The organism is Chitinophaga solisilvae, assembly GCF_009928525.1.
GTDB lineage: Bacteria > Bacteroidota > Bacteroidia > Chitinophagales > Chitinophagaceae > Chitinophaga > Chitinophaga solisilvae.
This window is the reverse complement of the sequence record NZ_JAABOK010000017.1, coordinates 1-15,677: the sequence shown is the minus strand read 5'-3', so window position 1 is coordinate 15,677 and position 15,677 is coordinate 1. Positions and strand designations below refer to the sequence as shown.

Here is a 15,677-nt window from a genome sequence, read left to right as displayed (position 1 = left end):
ATCCCGGTGGCAGCCGGGGTTGCTTTTTTTTAAGATGATGATAGCATAAACTGTAATTTTTCTACTGGCAACCACCTCCCCTGATGGTTACGATACTGTCCTTTATAGTGAAGGAAGACTGGTTGAAGGCGCATAGTACGCTGAGTATATCTTCCAGGGAGGATTGACGCATGAAGGAGGTTGTAAAGCGGCATTGCTGTACGGTGCTGTTTTCAAAAACTATCTGTATGCTGTATTTTTCTTTCAGTACAGCTGCTGCTTCCGCATAGGTGATGTTGTTAAATACAATGTCTTCCTGAGTCCATTCTGCTACGGGTAAAAAACTCACCTGTTCCGTCTTCGCTGCAGCCGTCTTTTTCCTGTCCACTGAAATCTGTTCATTGGAGCCGATGATGCCTATCTGGCGGCCGTCGGCATCTACCTTTACCTTTCCCCTGGCTACGGTAACGGTCACCTGTTCTTCCTGTGGCAGGGCTTTAATATTGAATACGGTTCCCAGTACGGTAGTGGTCACCTTTCCGGTATGCACAATGAAAGGCTGGCGGGTATCGCCTGCAATATCGAAATAGGCTTCGCCGGTGAGGTATACCTCTCTGGAATTGCCTTCAAATACAGCAGGGTATTGCAGCCGGCTGCCGGCATTCAGCAGTACGGAACTGCCGTCGGATAATTTGATAAAGCGTTTACGGACATTTTCCTTTGCCGCAATGGTAACTACCGGTTGCTGACGCGCAGGAAGTAACCACTGGCTGCCGGCGAAAGCGGCCAGCAGCAATGCAGCGGCAGCGGCGGCCCATCGGTAACGGTACAGGAAACTACGGCGGGCAGCTGGTGCAGCCTGTATACGGGCAGCCATATTTTCATAAAGCGCCTGATAATGCTCCTGCATGGCAGTAGTATCCGGCAGCCGGTCTTCATCTGCATCAAAACCCTGGTAGAAATTCTCTACCAGGTAACGTTCTTCCTCCGTACACTGGCCATCCTGGTATTTCTGCAGCAGGGCAGCCAATTTTTTTGCGTTCATATGGCAGGCATCTTTCTATCAATACACATAACCTGCTGACTGCCGCCATTGCAATTCAGGATTTTTTTTACATTTGTAGCGATACATGATAAAATCAACCAAAATATTCGAGACATATACCGATGAAGCGCTGCTGGCCGCCATGAAGGAAAATCAGACGGATGCCTTTGCAGCCCTGTATCAGCGGCATGTGGATCATCTTTACCGCACCGCCTGGAAACGCCTGCAGTCCAAAGCCGCTGCAGATGATATGGTACAGGAAGTATTTGTGAATTTTTACGAAAGAAGACATACCATTGATGTGCCGGTGAAACCCTACCTGATGGCCAGCCTGAAAAACCGGATCATCAATGAATTCCGCAACCGGCTGATACACGAAACACATCATGCGGCTATTGCCGCCACACAGAAGCAACATAGTCTTCCGCATACGGGGATAGACAGCAAAACGCTGCAGCTGCGTTTCCGGCAGACCCTTGAAAAAATGCCGCCGAAATGCAGGGAAGTTTTTGAATTGAGCAGGTTTGAATCTATGCCTAACAAATCCATTGCAGAGAAATTAGGGATCTCCGTCAACACCGTTGAAAAACATATGGGGAAGGCGCTGGCCATCCTGAAAAAGGAGCTGAGCGTACATGAACTGGGGCTGGCATTGCTGCTCCTCTCCCACCTGTAAGCTGCTTATATCACTTCATATTTTGCCGCAAGGTGTTGCATAAACGCCACCCTGTCCTGTATAAATTTCCGGTTGAAATAAGTATGACTGTAATACTCATAGCTCTCATGCTGGAACTGCAGGTAGAATAGCAACAGCATCCAGGCCAGCAGCGGGATAGCTGCTTCCTCTGCAGCCGGCAGCGGTTTTATTTTCCGGTAAGATGCCAGCAGCAATTCCATAGCGCGCCGTCCTTCTTCCGGAGTAATACGTTGCAGGTACATGACTATTTCGTAGTGAGCAAACAGCGTGGCGATATCATATACGAGGTATCCTTTACCAGAGAAATCAAAATCAAAAAGGGTGACAGTATTATCATCCCTGAAGTAGTAATTATGGGGGAAATAATCGAAATGGCAATACCCGGTGCTAAACTGCTCCGGGCACAGCTTTGCCAGCTTCTCCAATACTAATGGCGCCGTATCTGCCAGCTGCCGGTATTCCGTGGTGCAGCCATATCCTGTCAATGCCGCCTGCAGCACCTGCAGCGGTTCATGGACAGTAGTATGGATATTGTATTCCGGGCGGGGATAAGCAAGTTGGAGATCCTGGGTGATGAGATGATTCCGGGCCATGACCACGCCAATGGCAGCAAGTTGTTCATCCGTCAGCGTGATACCCGCGCGGGCGCCGGCGGCGAAGGTAAATAATACCGCGCAGCGTTCTCCTTCCGGTGCGTTAAAAGTCTGTATAGTATTTCCGGTATTGTCTTTCAGGGCATACACCACATTGGCGCCCTGCTGTTGCAGGATATCCAGCAATTGTATTTCAGCTTTGATTTCTTCCGGCGAGCGATGGTTGTGCCGGTACACTTTGAAGAAGAAACGGGTATTATCTTTTTCCAGGCGATAGGCGTCGCCGCTGGCGCCGCGCTGGATATAATGCCATGAAAAGCCTGCCAGGTCATACTTTTCATGGACATATTGCTGCAGAGCATCCATACGCAGCGTGGAAAACTGTACGGGGAATATCGTCATAAAGCCGGCGGAAATTTAATGAAGCCGGCAAATGTACGATGTCATTTTCAGGATTCAATATAATCAGGCGGCACATGATCAGTTAACCAGACATTATTTTCGGATCTGAAGAAAAGGAGTCCGTCGCGGTGCATCTGACCGCTTCTCACAGTCAGTATTACCGGGATTCCACGCCGGGACCCCACAGTGGCAGCCGTTTCCCTGGCAGCTGATAAATGTACATGGTGCCGGCTCATTTTCAGCAGGCCTTCGCGGCGGATGTTTTGCAGGAATTTTCCTACCGTGCCGTGATACAGGAACTCCGGCGGCGCTGCTGCTTCCAGATCCAGCGCCACTTTTACCGAATGGCCCTGGTTGGCGCGGATGCGGGTTTTATCATCATTGAAGGCAAAGCGTTGTTTATCGCATGTGGCTACCACCTGTTCCAGGTCCTTTCCGGAGAAGCGCTTTCCTTTGCCGTTGGCCAGCGTAATGAGGGTGGCCACATCTGCCCATCCGTTTGCATCCAGCTGCAGTCCGATAGTTTGAGGGCTGTGCCGCAGTATAAGACTCAGGAATTTACTGAGAGATTTATTTTCCATTGTTGTTTAATTTATCCCTCGCAGCCATCAGGGCGTATCCGAGCAGGTTCTGTCCTTTCCAGCGGAGGGGGTTTTCTATATGTTCATGATCGGCCTTCATCCCTATTCCCCAGATTTTATCTACAGGGCTGGCTTCTACCAGTATCCTGTTTCCTGTCTGCAATAAAAATTCTTTCAGCGCAGGATGCTGGGAAAATTTCAGGATGTTACCGGCTGTCACGATATTAAATTTATGCTCGTTCCAGATGGCGGGATCGAAATTTTTCACCTGCCGGCCCAGTTTTTTTGCTGCGGCAGGGGTTTTAGCCTGTATGATTTTTTCCAGTACGGGCATGTCATTGAACAGGCGTGCTTTACCAGCCATCATCCAGTGTTCGGCGGTGCCGTAGGAGATACCGTTTTCTCCAAAGGCGGCAGGCCACCACTGGCTGAAACAGCTTTTGGTAATGCTGCCGTCCGGAGAAGCCTGGTGCCCCCAGAAGAACAGGAACTTTAATTTTTCCTTGGCTTCATATTTTGCGATGAGCCATTCATTATTATATAACATGAGCGGAGAATTTACTTTCAAAAGTTTTCAATGTCTGTTTTTCATCTGAGCTGTCGTATATCGCAAAGACAATCCGGGAGAAGGCATGCCTGAACCGCGGGTTATCCAGCAGGTGAGCGGCGAACCAGGTGGCTACATCTTCCGGTTTGTTTCTGAATACACCGCATCCCCAGGCGCCGAGTATCAGGGTGGATTGCCGTTGTGCCACGGCGATGGCCAGCAGCCTTTCAATACGGTCCAGCATCACCGGTGCTATGCTGTCCACATGCTGCGGTTCCTTAAATTTCACAGCGCCTGTATTTACTGCCGGTGCTGTGATAACCGACACACAGTAGTAATTATCGAGCAGCTCATCCGCATCATTCCGGAATACGGGCACCTGCGGGGAAAACAGGATGTTGTCTGTATACAGGCAGGACGGATGCGCACGATTGGTAAGATAAAAATCCGGCTGACTGCCCAGGCAGCTGTACAGCGCACTTGCGCGGGCCAGGCTTTCCTCCTGCGCCTGGCTGCCTTTCAGGAAGCCGCCACCGGGGTTTTTAGCGGAGGCAAAGTTCAGGCAGCATACATTTTCCAGCTGTTCCTGTACAACAAGCCGGTGCGCTGCCGCAAAAGTAGTTTCCGGTGTCACTTCTATAATTGTCTGCGGAAAAGCAGGTCCTGTAACGTTTTGCAGCAATCCGCCATCTTCCGGGTAATAGCGTACGGTGTTTTCTACCGCATATTTCAATGCCGGCTGCAGGCTGATGATCTTATCCCGGCTGTTGGTATAGCTGCCTTCTTCGAGTATATCTACGGTTTCGCGTGCTGTTCCTGCTCTTGTCTTTCTTTTCATAATCGTTCGTTGTTCCCATCCGGAAATGTGCTGTCAGGGTTAACTGCTCCTTTTGCGGTATGGGCGGGTCTTTTATTGTTTACGTCAATTTGACGCAAAGTAAACGATTTTTTAAATACAATGGTAATTTTTTTTGAATTACGAATTACGAATGATGAATTGCGAGTGAAACGCGAAGTGTAAGCGGATAAAGAATTTGGATTTTAATACATCATCTCTGCTTATCCGCTTACATCTTCGCGTTTCACTCGCAATTCATCATTCGTAATTCATAATTCAAAAATAAATTTGGTTTTAAATTGCACACAATTTAATTTTACACAATTAAAATTTAATACCATGACATTGACAGAGACATTATATACGGCAGCAGCCACAGCCACCGGCGGCAGAAACGGACACGTAGCTTCTTCAGACGGTATCCTGGCGCTCGAAGTACGGATGCCCAGAGAGCTGGGTGGACAAAACAACAACTACACCAACCCGGAGCAGCTGTTTGCCGCCGGTTATGCAGCCTGCTTTGACAGTGCGCTCAACCTCGCTATCCGCTCGCAACAGGTAAAAACCGGCACAACCAGTGTTACGGCAGAGGTAAGTATTGGTAAAAACAATTCCGGAGGTTATGGGTTATCTGTAAGGTTGGGAGTACATATTCCTGATACCGATCCGCAGACAGCGCAGGAATTAATGGAAAAAGCACACCAGATATGTCCTTATTCCAATGCTACCCGCGGTAATATAGAGGTAACGCTTGCACTCATTTAAAAAAGACATGGTATGAAAATTCTGATGGTACTGACCTCCCACGATCAGCTGGGCAATACAGGTCAGAAGACAGGCTTCTGGATTGAAGAATTTGCTGCTCCGTATTACATACTGGCAGATGCAGGAGCCGATATCACCCTGGCTTCTCCTAAAGGCGGGCAGCCGCCGGTGGATCCCAAAAGCGAGCTGCCAGACTTCCAGACGGAAGCCACCCGCCGGTTTGACCAGGATGCAGCACTAAAAAACAAACTGGCGCACACCATTAAACTCCAGGAAGCAGATGCCGCAGATTATGACGCGGTATTTTACCCTGGCGGCCACGGCCCGTTGTGGGACCTGGCCAACGATCCCAACTCCATTGCCCTCATCGGCAATTTTTACAGTCAGCATAAACCGGTAGCCTTCGTATGCCACGCCCCCGGCGTATTGCGTAAGGTAAAAGACACCAACGGCGAACCACTGGTTAAAGGCAGGGAAGTAACCGGTTTCAGCAACAGCGAAGAAGCTGCCGTACAGCTGACGCATGTGGTGCCTTTCCTGGTGGAAGATGAACTGAAAAGCAATGGCGGCATTTACAGCAAGGCGGCCGACTGGCAGTCCTATGCCCTGCGCGACGGACTGCTGATTACAGGACAGAATCCCGCTTCCTCCGAAGCAGCCGCCAAAATATTACTGGAAACATTAGCGTAGATTTGCGTTGTTAAATCAGGCAAGAAATTGAAACAACTCAAATTATCCAATCAGCTCTGCTTTCCGGTATATGCATTGTCAAGACTGGTGACCTCCCATTATCAGCCATTCCTTGGTGAGCTGGATCTTACCTATCCGCAATACCTGGTAATGCTGCTGCTATGGGAGCACCGGACAATGACTGTGAAAGCGCTGGGACAGGCACTGATGCTGGATTCCGGCACACTTACGCCGCTGCTGAAAAGACTGGAAGCCAAGAAACTGATTAAACGCACCCGCAGCACCGAAGATGAACGGGTAGTGAACATTCAGCTGACTACCGCCGGAACGGCGCTGAAAGAACAGGCAGCCGGCATTCCGCAACAGATGCAGCAAAGCCTGGGCCTGTCACAAGAAGAGGTGCGCGGCCTCAAAAACCTCATCGAACCTATTCTGCACCGCCACGACAAAGAAGATTAAGCGGCGCAACGATAACGGATACACGAAAACATAGCCGGTTTCCCGCATACATTTTTTCTGTAGCACAGGTATAGTATTTATCAGGATAAAAAATTATCTTATGCCTGCTAAACCACGTTATGTATGCGAAAGATTCTTGCACTGATCAGTTTATTGGCGGGTGTATGGTCCGCTACAGCCCAGCAGGCGGGCAACTTCAATGGCCTGGATATGCAGCTGGGCAACCTGTACCGGCTGTCAAATGCACAGACACGCTCCATCAGCCCGGAAAACTTCACCGGAGAAAAAGGAAAAGGCGGGATGGCCATTCCGAAAGATAATGCCGCCCCTAATACCGCCAATGCTTCCCACGCCGCCAGGGACCTGGGACAGGGATGGAAGGTAAATCCCTTTGTAGTGATTAAACCCGGACAAACCTTTACCATGGGAGAAATCAGCGGTCCGGGCGCTATTCAGCACATATGGATGACCCCTACCGGCATCTGGCGATACAGCATCCTGCGCATTTACTGGGACGATGAAAAGGAACCTTCCGTAGAATGCCCCGTGGGCGACTTCTTCGGTATGGGCTGGAATGAATATGCACCGTTGAATTCCCTGCCGGTTACAGTTAATCCCGGCAGCGCCTTCAACAGCTACTGGATGATGCCTTTCCGGAAAAAGTGCCGCATCACCATGGAAAATATCAATACAGAGCCGATGAACCTTTACTACCAGATCGACTATACGCTAACAAATGTTCCCGACGATGCGGCCTATTTTCATGCGCAGTTCCGGCGCGCCAATCCGAACAGCACTTCCGATTATGTGCTGCTGGACAATGTGCGGGGGCAGGGCCAGTACGTCGGTACTTACATGGCCGTAGGTGTCAATAACTCCGGCTGGTGGGGAGAAGGTGAAATTAAATTCTTTATGGACGGCGATGCCAGGTTCCCTACTATCTGTGGTACCGGCACGGAAGATTATTTCTGCGGGTCCTACAACTTTGACCGCGGCGGAAAATACATTGCCTTCTGCACACCTTATGCCGGGCTGCACCAGGTGATAACGCCTGACGGCACTTACCGCGCCCGGCAACGGTTTGGGATGTACCGCTGGCATATCATGGATCCCGTGCGGTTCAGCAAAGATCTGCGGGTAACCATACAGGACCTGGGATGGCGGCAGGGAGGCAGATACCTGCAGCAGCATTCGGAAATTTCTTCCGTTGTATACTGGTATCAGTCAGAACCACATCAGCCTTTCCCGAAATTACCTTCCCGTGATGAACTTGAAATTAATTAACTAATAATTTTTCTTATTTTACGTTAATAACATGTAGCAAACATAAATCCCTAACCTGTTCCATTGTTTCATGCAACAAAAAACTATCCCTTTGTCAGCCAGGGATGTGCTGACATTGCAGTCGCTCAGAAATGTAAATCATACTGAGCCTGTTGCCTTTATCATTACCGGCACGCTGATGCTGACCATGGGTCTGCTCATGGCGTGGCTGCTGCGTATGCACCCGCAGGATACCGGCCTCTGGATATTTACGCTTTTTCTGCTGGGCACTGCCACTTTCTGTTTTTATCATTCCCGTAAAAAAAGACAGCTCAGAAATATTTTTGAAGAGCTGCTGAAAGCCAACCGGAAAGTTACCTATTCAGGAAGACTGATCCACATGGAGCTGACGCCACGTAATACCATCCGGTACAAATTTGAAGGCGGACGTTCGGTGGAAGCCTATCCCCTGCTGGTGCAGGACGGCGCCTCTCCTGCTTCCGGCTACAGCCGCCGCATGATTTCCGCTATGGGACTGGACCGTTCACCCGTTACACTGGAAGTAGCGCCCCTGCAGGAAAATACCGGTTTCATGCTCCACATTGCCTACGAAGATCAGCCCGCGCAGGTGTCTGAACAACCTATTCTGGCAGAAGACCGTAAATTTATCATGAAGGAAATTATTCTCCTCGGTATCATCTTCCTGATCCTGCTCTTTGTATTATATCTCTTTATTTCCTTTACCAGCAAATTCAGTAAAGCGGCGCTGCTGATGGGCTGGATTCCGCCCGCAGCCATCATTGCAGCGGGGCTGATTATTCTACTTTCCAGGTACAGGCGCAGCGTAAAAAGTGCCACGCATAAAATTGTCATCACCGGAGTTGTCACGGAAAAAATTACAGCCTGGGCACGCGTAGGAAAAAGCAGCATGCTGCAAACCTGGTATCGCGTAGGCCCGGAGACATTTGAAAGCAACGACGCTTCCCTTGCACATCCGGGACAGAAATTACAGATTGCTTTTACTGCCCGTAAAGATGGCAGCCGGGGCAGGTTAATCGCTATCCGCTAAAATCCTATTTTCGCATTATGATAAATGCGATTGATCAATCCGGTATCCTGGCGCTGGCCACCAGGCTGCAACGCCTGGGAGAGCTGCTGCGCAAGGACGGACTTCAGATATACAAAGCCCATGGCGTTGACTTTGAACCGAAATGGTTCCCGGTGGTATATTCCCTCTACATCAACGATGCGCTGAGTGTAGTGGAGATTGCCAACGAGATCGGCTATACGCACCCGTCAACCATCAGCCTGCTGAAAGAACTGGAAGCGCTCAGGCTGGTACGCTCTGCAAAAGATAAGACCGATACGCGGAAACGCATGCTTAGCCTGACCGACAAGGGCCGTAAAACCGTTGAAACCATTAAACCTATCTGGGATATCATTGCCGCAGCGCTGACAGACCTCACCCATTCCCCCCATAATATTATGCAGGCCGTTAATGAAGTGGAAGCCCGTTTCCGGGAAAAAAGCCTTGCTGAACGCGCGGCAGAAATCAGTAGAAAATCGTCATAACCACTACCCCGTTGCCTTTTATCTGCCTAAAAAAATATTTCAATTTATGTAGTCAACTACATATATTTGTAAAAAAGTTCAGTATGAACACGCAGATAACATACCGGCAGATAGGAAATGAGTTTTCAGCAGCAGTGATTGATCTGATACTTCCTATCCAGCAGGAGGAATTCAAGGTGAATGTAGACCTGGCAGCACAACCGGACCTGCAGGCCATAGAGCAGTATTATCAGCAGTCCGGTGGTAACTTCTGGGGAGCATTTCAGGGGGAGCAGCTGGTAGGCACCATTGCACTGATCGCCTATCAGGCCGGCGGTGGCGCTATCCGGAAAATGTTTGTGAGAAAGGAATTCAGGGGCAAGGAATGGGGCATCGGGCAGGCATTGCTGGAAACGCTGATGACCTATGCTGCGCAGCAGCGCATCCGTCACCTGTATCTTGGCACCGTATCAGTGTTACAGGCTGCCATGCGTTTTTATGAGAAGAACGGTTTTGAGCAGATACCTGCGGAAACGTTGCCGCCGGCATTTCCACGAATGCCGGCAGACAACATTTTTTACCACAGGGCGCTTTAAACAAAGCGCCCTGCAGATTAATTCCATAAGCGGTCTACTGACCAGCGTCCGCCCCCCTGTATGAAGATGGCAATACACATACCCAGCACCAGCAGATGATATTCAAAGCCTTCCGCACCGGCAGGCATCTTACCAAACCAGTTCATGAAGAAGCCGTCTTTCCAGTGAATAAAAACAATCATACCCAGGAACAGGCCGAATATAGCCACTGCTGAAATACGTGTAGCTGTTCCAGTTACCAGCAGTACCATACCCAGACACTCCACCAGGATGGCCAGCACAGCTACCAGATAAGGCAGTCCTGCATGTTCTGTCATATGCGTCATTTCTCCCGATAATCCCGGACCACCGAACCAGCCGAACATTTTCTGAGCGGCATGAGGGAATAATACCAGTCCTAATGTTACACGCAATACGAATCCTGTCAGGTTATTGTCCGTTGCAAACAGTTGCTGCATTAAATTTTTGTCCATTTTGCTTTCAGTTTTATGACTCAAAATTGGCGCAAAAACACGGTACAATCACGTGACATTTGATAAATAAATCATGTGATATTTATCACATCATGGTTTCAGCTGACGGACATGCTGGCTCTTAATACGGCTCAGTGTTTCCCGGGTAATGCCCAGGTAGGACGCAATGTGCTGCTGGGAGATCCGCTGCTCAAAATGGCCATAGGTATTAAAGAAATCGGCATATCTTTCTTCCGCTGTTTTCTGCTGGAACAGGAGGCGGCGTTGCAGTGAAAGGAAGGCGCTGGTCATCATTTTGCGGAAATAAGTATCCATTGCGGGTATCTCACGGAATAACCGGTCCAGGTCATTTTTTTCAATCATGAGTACTTCTGATGATTCCAGCGCATCAATATTGAAAATACTGGGCTTATTATGCAGCATACTTTGCCAGTCGGCAATCCACCAGTTTTCGAACGCAAACTGCACTACATATTCCCTTCCGTCATCATTCACTTCATACTGCCGCAGGCAGCCAGTGATAACGAAATAATCATACTGGCAGATGTTTCCTTCCTGCAGCAGAAACTGATACTTTTTAAATTTTCTTTGGGTAAAAAGGGAACAGCATAATTCCTGTTCCTGCGGGCTTAGCGATACATACCCTGCGATATGGTCCAGAATAGGTTGATACATACCGCAAATGTAAAAATACTGAGGCATAAAATATGCAGATAAAGTGCGTCCGGATAACAAAAGAGAACGTTTTTTGTAATATTATTGGACCATAGATTTTCTTAGTTTGAACATCAGTTAAAAAACGGTAAATGGATTCCAGCAACGGGCAACCAGACAAACCATTGATTACAGCAGGTATAGACGCATTTTTTCTCGGCGTTTACAACACCTGGACCTTTGTAGCCCGCTTTTTCCGGGAATTATGCCGGCTGCCGTTCGAGCGGCGCGAATTTGTACGGCAATGCTACCAGGTAGGTTATAAGTCCCTGGCCCTCATCAGTCTCACAGGCTTTATTACAGGACTTGTATTCACCAAACAATCCAGGCCGTCGCTCTCTGAATTCGGCGCTACCTCCTGGCTGCCGTCGCTCGTGGCAATTGCCATCATCAGGGCGCTGGCGCCGCTGGTAACGGCACTGATATGCGCCGGTAAGGTAGGTTCCAGCATAGGTGCAGAACTGGGCTCCATGAAGGTAACCGAACAGATAGATGCCATGGAAGTATCTGCCATCAATCCGTTCAAATACCTGGTCGTCACCCGGGTACTGGCTACCACCGTATGTTTGCCCATACTGATGGCATACACGGCGCTGGTTGGCCTCATGGGATCCTATCTCGATGTTCACCTGAATGAACAGCTGAGCATCACCACTTTTTTTCTCAAGGCATTCAATGATATTACCTTCCTGGACTTTGCCGCTTCTACGTTCAAGGCAATGGCCTACGGTTTTACCATCGGCATCGTCAGCTGCTATCAGGGATATCATGCTACACAAGGCACACAGGGCGTGGGTAAAGCTGCCAATACCTCTGTGGTAATTTCCATGTTCCTCATTTTTATAGAAGAAGTAATCATTGTTCAGGTTGTAAATTCGCTGCGATAAAATGAAACAACGTAACCCGGATATAGACATGAATGAAGTGGTGATCTCCATCAGGGATCTCTACAAATCATTCGGCCCCAATCATGTACTGCGGGGTGTGGACCTGGATGTGCACAAAGGCGAAAACGTAGTGGTACTGGGACGCTCCGGTACCGGTAAATCCGTGCTGATTAAAATTATTGTCGGACTCCTCTATCCCGATTCCGGTACCGTCAGTGTACTGGGGCAGGATGTAAGTCACCTGAACAGCGCGGAGCTGCGGGAGCTGCGTATGCAGGTAGGCTTCTCTTTCCAGAGCAGCGCACTGTACGACAGCATGACCGTCGGGGAAAATCTTGCCTTCCCCCTGCGCCGTAACAACAAAAAAATCAGTAACGATCAGGTACGCAGGATGGTGGATATTGTACTCGATGCAGTAGGGTTATCACAGGCCGTTAATCAGATGCCGGCGGAACTCTCCGGCGGCCAGAAAAAACGTATAGGCATTGCCCGTACCCTGATACTGAAACCACAGATCATGCTGTACGATGAACCCACTGCCGGCCTGGATCCTATCACCAGTACCGAAATCAATAATCTCATCAATGAAGTGCAGCGCAGGTTTAATACCAGCTCCATCATCATCACCCATGACCTGACCTGCGCCAAGGAAACCGGCGACAGCATCGCTGTCATGCAGGAAGGAAAATTCGTTGCCAAAGGCGCTTTTGACGAGGTTTTCCGGACAGAAAATGATCTGATTCAAAGTTTTTATCAATACAACTTCATACAGTAAGCTATGAGTAAAGAAAGCAACAAACGGACAGTTATCGTAGGCATTTTCATTTTCCTGGGCTTGCTCATTTTCGTTACAGGCGTTCTGGTACTGGGCGGACAACGCAAAACATTTGTGAAGTCCGTGAGAGTAAGCGCCGTGTTTAAAGACATTAACGGACTTGCTGCCGGCAACAATATCTGGTATGCCGGCGTAAAAGTAGGCACGGTAAAGAAGATCACCTTTACCAGGCACGATCAGATAGAAGTTATCATGAATATTGATAAAAGCTCCCGGCAGTTCATTCATAAGGATGTTACAGCCAAGGTGGGCTCCGATGGATTGATCGGTAATAAAATTATTGTGCTGTCCGGCGGTACCGAAACAGCACCTGCCATTGAAAGTGGTGATGTAATCCCGGTAGTGCCTGCACTCAGTCCGGATAATATTATGGCTACCCTGCAGGTCAACAATGAAAACCTGGTTACCATTACCGGCAACCTGAAAACCATTACCCAGCAACTTGTTGAAGGCAAAGGTACTATCGGCAAACTGCTGACAGACGAGTCGGCCTACAAAGACGTACAGGCAACCCTGACCAACCTGAAAGCTACAGCAGCCAATACGCAACGCCTCACCGACGGCCTGGCAGATTATGCTGCCCGGCTGCGTACCAAAGGCGCCTTATCCAATGACCTGATTACTGATACCGTTGTATTTCATAACCTGCGCGCCACCGTTGCCCAGATGCAGGAGGCGGCCCAAAAAGCCAACGGCGTGGTGGCCGACCTGAAGTCTGCCAGCAATACCATCAGTCAGAATATTAATAATGACCAGTCGCCCGCCGGTGTATTACTGCATGACCAGGAAGCTGCGGCAGGACTGAAAAAAATCATTACCAATCTGGAAGGCAGCACTTCCAAACTGGATCAGAACATGGAAGCATTGAAACATAACTTCCTCTTCAGGGGATATTTCAGGAAACAAGCCAAACGCGAAAGAAAAGAGCAGGAGGCCAAAGCAAAAGAATTGAACAAGGTGCAGGGCCAGTAGGCGCTGCACCGTTTAGTTGCTGCTCACCTTCACCAGCAAGGGGGAATTGAACATGCTGACCGGTGAAATTATTTTTTCCTCCAGCGGAATATGATTGCCATAGATACTTTTCATCTGTTTTTTTACAGCCGGGTGCGTCAGGTCAAAATCCCTGAATTGCTGCAACGTTCCCAGCTCCAGGCCGGTGGCTTCCTTATACATCTTCCATACCAGTTCCGAACAATATATTCTTTCATCAGACCAGCCGAAATAGAAATCATAATGCCTGCCTGCATACTGTTTACCTGCCGACAGCAGCTTTTCCAGTACCGGCGGCGTCAGTAAGCTGTCAGCTCCCTTCAGGCGCTTTACCACGTAATGCTGCTTTCGTCCGCGGGCAATCCACTCCTGCAAAGGAGCAGCCCCTACAGGTTCAATAGCTTCATATACATACCACTGACCTTCCTTTTTGAAAAGCAGCCCGCAATGGCTGTACCTGGAATGAGTAGCCAGCTGTATGGCAGTGCTGAAATCTGAAACCGATTCCTGGAAGATAATATCTCCTTCGTGCAGGCTTTCCCGTAGTCCGGCTGCCGGTTGCGCCTGTAAATGGCTACCCGTCAGCATCCCGGCCAATAACAGCCCCGTCTTTACCCATCTTCTTTTGCCTGATGACATACGATTTCTTTTTGTAATGATACGATTTTCTGTCTAACTTGCCTTGCCTATCACTGTCGTCAACACTATGCTACTTACACGGAGACCATATACCTTCAGGGTGCTGTTTATTGCCGTTACCGGTATGGTCCTCTCTTTCCGGCTTATACACAATGCTGATCACACTTTTATTTTCGATAAGGAGATTAATACCCTCCTGCTGGCCGCCGCTGCAACAATAACCATACTGACAGCCGTCAACGATATAGAAAAATTTCTGCAGCAACGGCAATGGCAACAACTGCTGCCAACGGTAACGGCTATACTTTTTACAGGACTTACCAGCGCTACGCTGGCACTCCTCCAACTGCGCGACAGCAGCCCTACCCTGTTGTTTGCCGGTACAGACGGACAGGAAAACAGCGGCGCCTCCCTGGAGCTGCGGGAAGATGGTACCTACAAACTCAGTTCCTATGCCCTGGGAACTGATCATTACCGTGGCCGGTACACGCTGCAGGACAGCCTGATATTACTTGATAAAGACAACATCGGCGCAATTACAGAAAGCCATATCCTGGTGATCAGGAAAGAATTCCGCCAGGATGCCGTGCTATACCAGCTGGATAGCGGCGGTTGTATGCTGGAAGAAGCTGTCAGCTTTGTTATCCGGCTGGACCGGCGCTTTCCCTGAGTCTTCCTTCGTTGTACCTGTTCCTTTAAAACGTATATTCGCCGCTGAACCTATACAGATGAAAACAAAAAGACGCTGGTTATACCTGATACTGATCCTGCTGAACATTCCCCTGGGACTAGCCACCAGATGGGCGCCGCAATACTTTCCGGAAATAATCCGCATTTATGGCGGCGATGTCTTCTCCGCCACCTGCATCTTTTTCGGCATCCGTTTTCTGTATCCATTGAAACCCTTATACAAAATTGCAATTATCAACTACCTGGTATGCTTCGCCATAGAAGTACAGCAGCTGTACCAGGCACAATGGGCAGTAGACCTGCGTAACACGCCGCTGGGCATCCTGCTTGGCCACGGCTTCCTGTGGAGCGACTGCGTATGCTACGCGGCAGGTACACTCCTTGCATGGGGATTATCTGTTTTGCTGGAGACAGTTTTTTTTAAACAAGCCATAAAATAATTA

General features: G+C 49.1%; 21 protein-coding genes. 13 read left to right on the top strand and 8 right to left on the bottom strand.

Going from position 1 to position 15,677, the window contains the following annotated elements:
* Positions 1-61 precede the first annotated feature (61 nt).
* Positions 62-1,024 carry a FecR family protein gene (locus GWG06_RS25775; RefSeq protein ID WP_160717117.1) on the bottom strand — a complete coding sequence of 321 codons (963 nt, stop codon included), beginning with the start codon at positions 1,022-1,024 and terminating at the stop codon, positions 62-64.
* 85 nt (positions 1,025-1,109) lie between these two features.
* Between GWG06_RS25775 and GWG06_RS25770 the strand changes: the two genes are divergently transcribed.
* Entirely contained in the window at positions 1,110-1,700 is a 591-nt protein-coding gene (locus tag GWG06_RS25770) for an RNA polymerase sigma-70 factor (protein ID WP_127035888.1), read from the top strand.
* Positions 1,701-1,705: 5 nt separating this feature from the next.
* On the opposite strand, the gene GWG06_RS25765 is transcribed toward GWG06_RS25770, so the two are convergent.
* From GWG06_RS25765 to GWG06_RS25750, 4 genes are read right to left on the bottom strand one after another with little or no spacing between them, the layout of a single operon-like run.
* On the bottom strand, positions 1,706-2,716 hold the full coding sequence (locus GWG06_RS25765) for a phosphotransferase enzyme family protein (RefSeq protein WP_160717115.1): 1,011 nt from the start codon (positions 2,714-2,716) through the stop codon (positions 1,706-1,708).
* 47 nt (positions 2,717-2,763) lie between these two features.
* Positions 2,764-3,297 (bottom strand): RNA 2'-phosphotransferase, encoded by a 534-nt coding sequence (locus GWG06_RS25760; protein WP_127035884.1) that lies wholly within the window; start codon positions 3,295-3,297, stop codon positions 2,764-2,766.
* Positions 3,287-3,844, bottom strand: coding sequence for an NADAR family protein (locus GWG06_RS25755; protein WP_160717113.1), 558 nt, complete (start codon positions 3,842-3,844; stop codon positions 3,287-3,289). The genes GWG06_RS25760 and GWG06_RS25755 overlap by 11 nt, the downstream gene beginning before the upstream one ends.
* Positions 3,834-4,682 (bottom strand): TIGR02452 family protein, encoded by an 849-nt coding sequence (locus GWG06_RS25750; protein WP_160717111.1) that lies wholly within the window; start codon positions 4,680-4,682, stop codon positions 3,834-3,836. The genes GWG06_RS25755 and GWG06_RS25750 overlap by 11 nt, the downstream gene beginning before the upstream one ends.
* Before the next feature lie 339 nt (positions 4,683-5,021).
* Between GWG06_RS25750 and GWG06_RS25745 the strand changes: the two genes are divergently transcribed.
* The 7 genes from GWG06_RS25745 to GWG06_RS25715 all read left to right on the top strand — a co-directional run bounded on the left by GWG06_RS25745 (position 5,022) and on the right by GWG06_RS25715 (position 10,006).
* Positions 5,022-5,447: an organic hydroperoxide resistance protein gene (locus tag GWG06_RS25745; protein ID WP_160717109.1), complete on the top strand. Its 426-nt coding sequence runs from the start codon at positions 5,022-5,024 to the stop codon at positions 5,445-5,447.
* A 12-nt stretch (positions 5,448-5,459) separates the two neighbouring features.
* Positions 5,460-6,137, top strand: a complete 678-nt coding sequence (locus tag GWG06_RS25740) for a type 1 glutamine amidotransferase domain-containing protein (RefSeq protein WP_160717107.1) — start codon at positions 5,460-5,462, stop codon at positions 6,135-6,137.
* Between the two features lie 27 nt (positions 6,138-6,164).
* On the top strand, positions 6,165-6,596 hold the full coding sequence (locus GWG06_RS25735) for a MarR family winged helix-turn-helix transcriptional regulator (RefSeq protein ID WP_127038918.1): 432 nt from the start codon (positions 6,165-6,167) through the stop codon (positions 6,594-6,596).
* Positions 6,597-6,719: 123 nt separating this feature from the next.
* Positions 6,720-7,880, top strand: a complete 1,161-nt coding sequence (locus GWG06_RS25730) for a glycoside hydrolase family 172 protein (RefSeq protein ID WP_127038915.1) — start codon at positions 6,720-6,722, stop codon at positions 7,878-7,880.
* Between the two features lie 70 nt (positions 7,881-7,950).
* Positions 7,951-8,928, top strand: a complete 978-nt coding sequence (locus GWG06_RS25725) for a hypothetical protein (RefSeq protein ID WP_160717105.1) — start codon at positions 7,951-7,953, stop codon at positions 8,926-8,928.
* Positions 8,929-8,945: 17 nt separating this feature from the next.
* A complete protein-coding gene (locus GWG06_RS25720) occupies positions 8,946-9,431 on the top strand; it encodes a MarR family winged helix-turn-helix transcriptional regulator (protein WP_235938538.1) in 486 nt (161 codons plus the stop codon).
* A gap of 83 nt (positions 9,432-9,514) precedes the next feature.
* The gene (locus tag GWG06_RS25715) at positions 9,515-10,006 is read left to right on the top strand and encodes a GNAT family N-acetyltransferase (RefSeq protein ID WP_127038909.1); all 492 of its coding nucleotides are present in this window, start codon (positions 9,515-9,517) and stop codon (positions 10,004-10,006) included.
* Positions 10,007-10,023: 17 nt separating this feature from the next.
* On the opposite strand, the gene GWG06_RS25710 is transcribed toward GWG06_RS25715, so the two are convergent.
* Together GWG06_RS25710 and GWG06_RS25705 are read right to left on the bottom strand one after the other, a co-directional pair.
* Positions 10,024-10,479, bottom strand: coding sequence for a DoxX family protein (locus tag GWG06_RS25710; RefSeq protein WP_235938536.1), 456 nt, complete (start codon positions 10,477-10,479; stop codon positions 10,024-10,026).
* Positions 10,480-10,569: 90 nt separating this feature from the next.
* Positions 10,570-11,154: a Crp/Fnr family transcriptional regulator gene (locus GWG06_RS25705; protein WP_158631478.1), complete on the bottom strand. Its 585-nt coding sequence runs from the start codon at positions 11,152-11,154 to the stop codon at positions 10,570-10,572.
* Positions 11,155-11,285: 131 nt separating this feature from the next.
* On the opposite strand from GWG06_RS25705, the gene GWG06_RS25700 reads away from it, so the two are divergent.
* Genes GWG06_RS25700 through GWG06_RS25690 form a run of 3 tightly spaced genes read left to right on the top strand, consistent with a single transcriptional unit; the run spans position 11,286 to position 13,887 of the window.
* Positions 11,286-12,080 carry an MlaE family ABC transporter permease gene (locus GWG06_RS25700; protein WP_127038903.1) on the top strand — a complete coding sequence of 265 codons (795 nt, stop codon included), beginning with the start codon at positions 11,286-11,288 and terminating at the stop codon, positions 12,078-12,080.
* Position 12,081: 1 nt separating this feature from the next.
* On the top strand, positions 12,082-12,855 hold the full coding sequence (locus GWG06_RS25695; protein ID WP_160717103.1) for an ABC transporter ATP-binding protein: 774 nt from the start codon (positions 12,082-12,084) through the stop codon (positions 12,853-12,855).
* Between the two features lie 3 nt (positions 12,856-12,858).
* Positions 12,859-13,887, top strand: a complete 1,029-nt coding sequence (locus GWG06_RS25690; RefSeq protein WP_160717101.1) for an MlaD family protein — start codon at positions 12,859-12,861, stop codon at positions 13,885-13,887.
* Positions 13,888-13,899: 12 nt separating this feature from the next.
* On the opposite strand, the gene GWG06_RS25685 is transcribed toward GWG06_RS25690, so the two are convergent.
* Positions 13,900-14,544 (bottom strand): YiiX family permuted papain-like enzyme, encoded by a 645-nt coding sequence (locus GWG06_RS25685; RefSeq protein WP_160717099.1) that lies wholly within the window; start codon positions 14,542-14,544, stop codon positions 13,900-13,902.
* Between the two features lie 67 nt (positions 14,545-14,611).
* Here GWG06_RS25685 and GWG06_RS25680 point away from each other — a divergent pair, with 67 nt between their 5' ends.
* Together GWG06_RS25680 and GWG06_RS25675 are read left to right on the top strand one after the other, a co-directional pair.
* Positions 14,612-15,214 (top strand): hypothetical protein, encoded by a 603-nt coding sequence (locus GWG06_RS25680; RefSeq protein WP_160717097.1) that lies wholly within the window; start codon positions 14,612-14,614, stop codon positions 15,212-15,214.
* Positions 15,215-15,272: 58 nt separating this feature from the next.
* Positions 15,273-15,674, top strand: a complete 402-nt coding sequence (locus GWG06_RS25675) for a ribosomal maturation YjgA family protein (protein WP_160717095.1) — start codon at positions 15,273-15,275, stop codon at positions 15,672-15,674.
* Positions 15,675-15,677 lie beyond the last annotated feature (3 nt).

Bases quoted from the DNA above. Each gene is read 5' to 3' on its own strand.
- GWG06_RS25775 (WP_160717117.1), bottom strand. From the start codon at position 1,024: ATGAACGCAAAAAAATTGGCTGCCCTGCTGCAGAAATACCAGGATGGC.
- GWG06_RS25770 (WP_127035888.1), top strand. From the start codon at position 1,110: ATGATAAAATCAACCAAAATATTCGAGACATATACCGATGAAGCGCTG.
- GWG06_RS25765 (WP_160717115.1), bottom strand. From the start codon at position 2,716: ATGACGATATTCCCCGTACAGTTTTCCACGCTGCGTATGGATGCTCTG.
- GWG06_RS25760 (WP_127035884.1), bottom strand. From the start codon at position 3,297: ATGGAAAATAAATCTCTCAGTAAATTCCTGAGTCTTATACTGCGGCAC.
- GWG06_RS25755 (WP_160717113.1), bottom strand. From the start codon at position 3,844: ATGTTATATAATAATGAATGGCTCATCGCAAAATATGAAGCCAAGGAA.
- GWG06_RS25750 (WP_160717111.1), bottom strand. From the start codon at position 4,682: ATGAAAAGAAAGACAAGAGCAGGAACAGCACGCGAAACCGTAGATATA.
- GWG06_RS25745 (WP_160717109.1), top strand. From the start codon at position 5,022: ATGACATTGACAGAGACATTATATACGGCAGCAGCCACAGCCACCGGC.
- GWG06_RS25740 (WP_160717107.1), top strand. From the start codon at position 5,460: ATGAAAATTCTGATGGTACTGACCTCCCACGATCAGCTGGGCAATACA.
- GWG06_RS25730 (WP_127038915.1), top strand. From the start codon at position 6,720: ATGCGAAAGATTCTTGCACTGATCAGTTTATTGGCGGGTGTATGGTCC.
- GWG06_RS25725 (WP_160717105.1), top strand. From the start codon at position 7,951: ATGCAACAAAAAACTATCCCTTTGTCAGCCAGGGATGTGCTGACATTG.
- GWG06_RS25720 (WP_235938538.1), top strand. From the start codon at position 8,946: ATGATAAATGCGATTGATCAATCCGGTATCCTGGCGCTGGCCACCAGG.
- GWG06_RS25715 (WP_127038909.1), top strand. From the start codon at position 9,515: ATGAACACGCAGATAACATACCGGCAGATAGGAAATGAGTTTTCAGCA.
- GWG06_RS25710 (WP_235938536.1), bottom strand. From the start codon at position 10,479: ATGGACAAAAATTTAATGCAGCAACTGTTTGCAACGGACAATAACCTG.
- GWG06_RS25705 (WP_158631478.1), bottom strand. From the start codon at position 11,154: ATGTATCAACCTATTCTGGACCATATCGCAGGGTATGTATCGCTAAGC.
- GWG06_RS25700 (WP_127038903.1), top strand. From the start codon at position 11,286: ATGGATTCCAGCAACGGGCAACCAGACAAACCATTGATTACAGCAGGT.
- GWG06_RS25695 (WP_160717103.1), top strand. From the start codon at position 12,082: ATGAAACAACGTAACCCGGATATAGACATGAATGAAGTGGTGATCTCC.
- GWG06_RS25690 (WP_160717101.1), top strand. From the start codon at position 12,859: ATGAGTAAAGAAAGCAACAAACGGACAGTTATCGTAGGCATTTTCATT.
- GWG06_RS25685 (WP_160717099.1), bottom strand. From the start codon at position 14,544: ATGTCATCAGGCAAAAGAAGATGGGTAAAGACGGGGCTGTTATTGGCC.
- GWG06_RS25680 (WP_160717097.1), top strand. From the start codon at position 14,612: ATGCTACTTACACGGAGACCATATACCTTCAGGGTGCTGTTTATTGCC.
- GWG06_RS25675 (WP_160717095.1), top strand. From the start codon at position 15,273: ATGAAAACAAAAAGACGCTGGTTATACCTGATACTGATCCTGCTGAAC.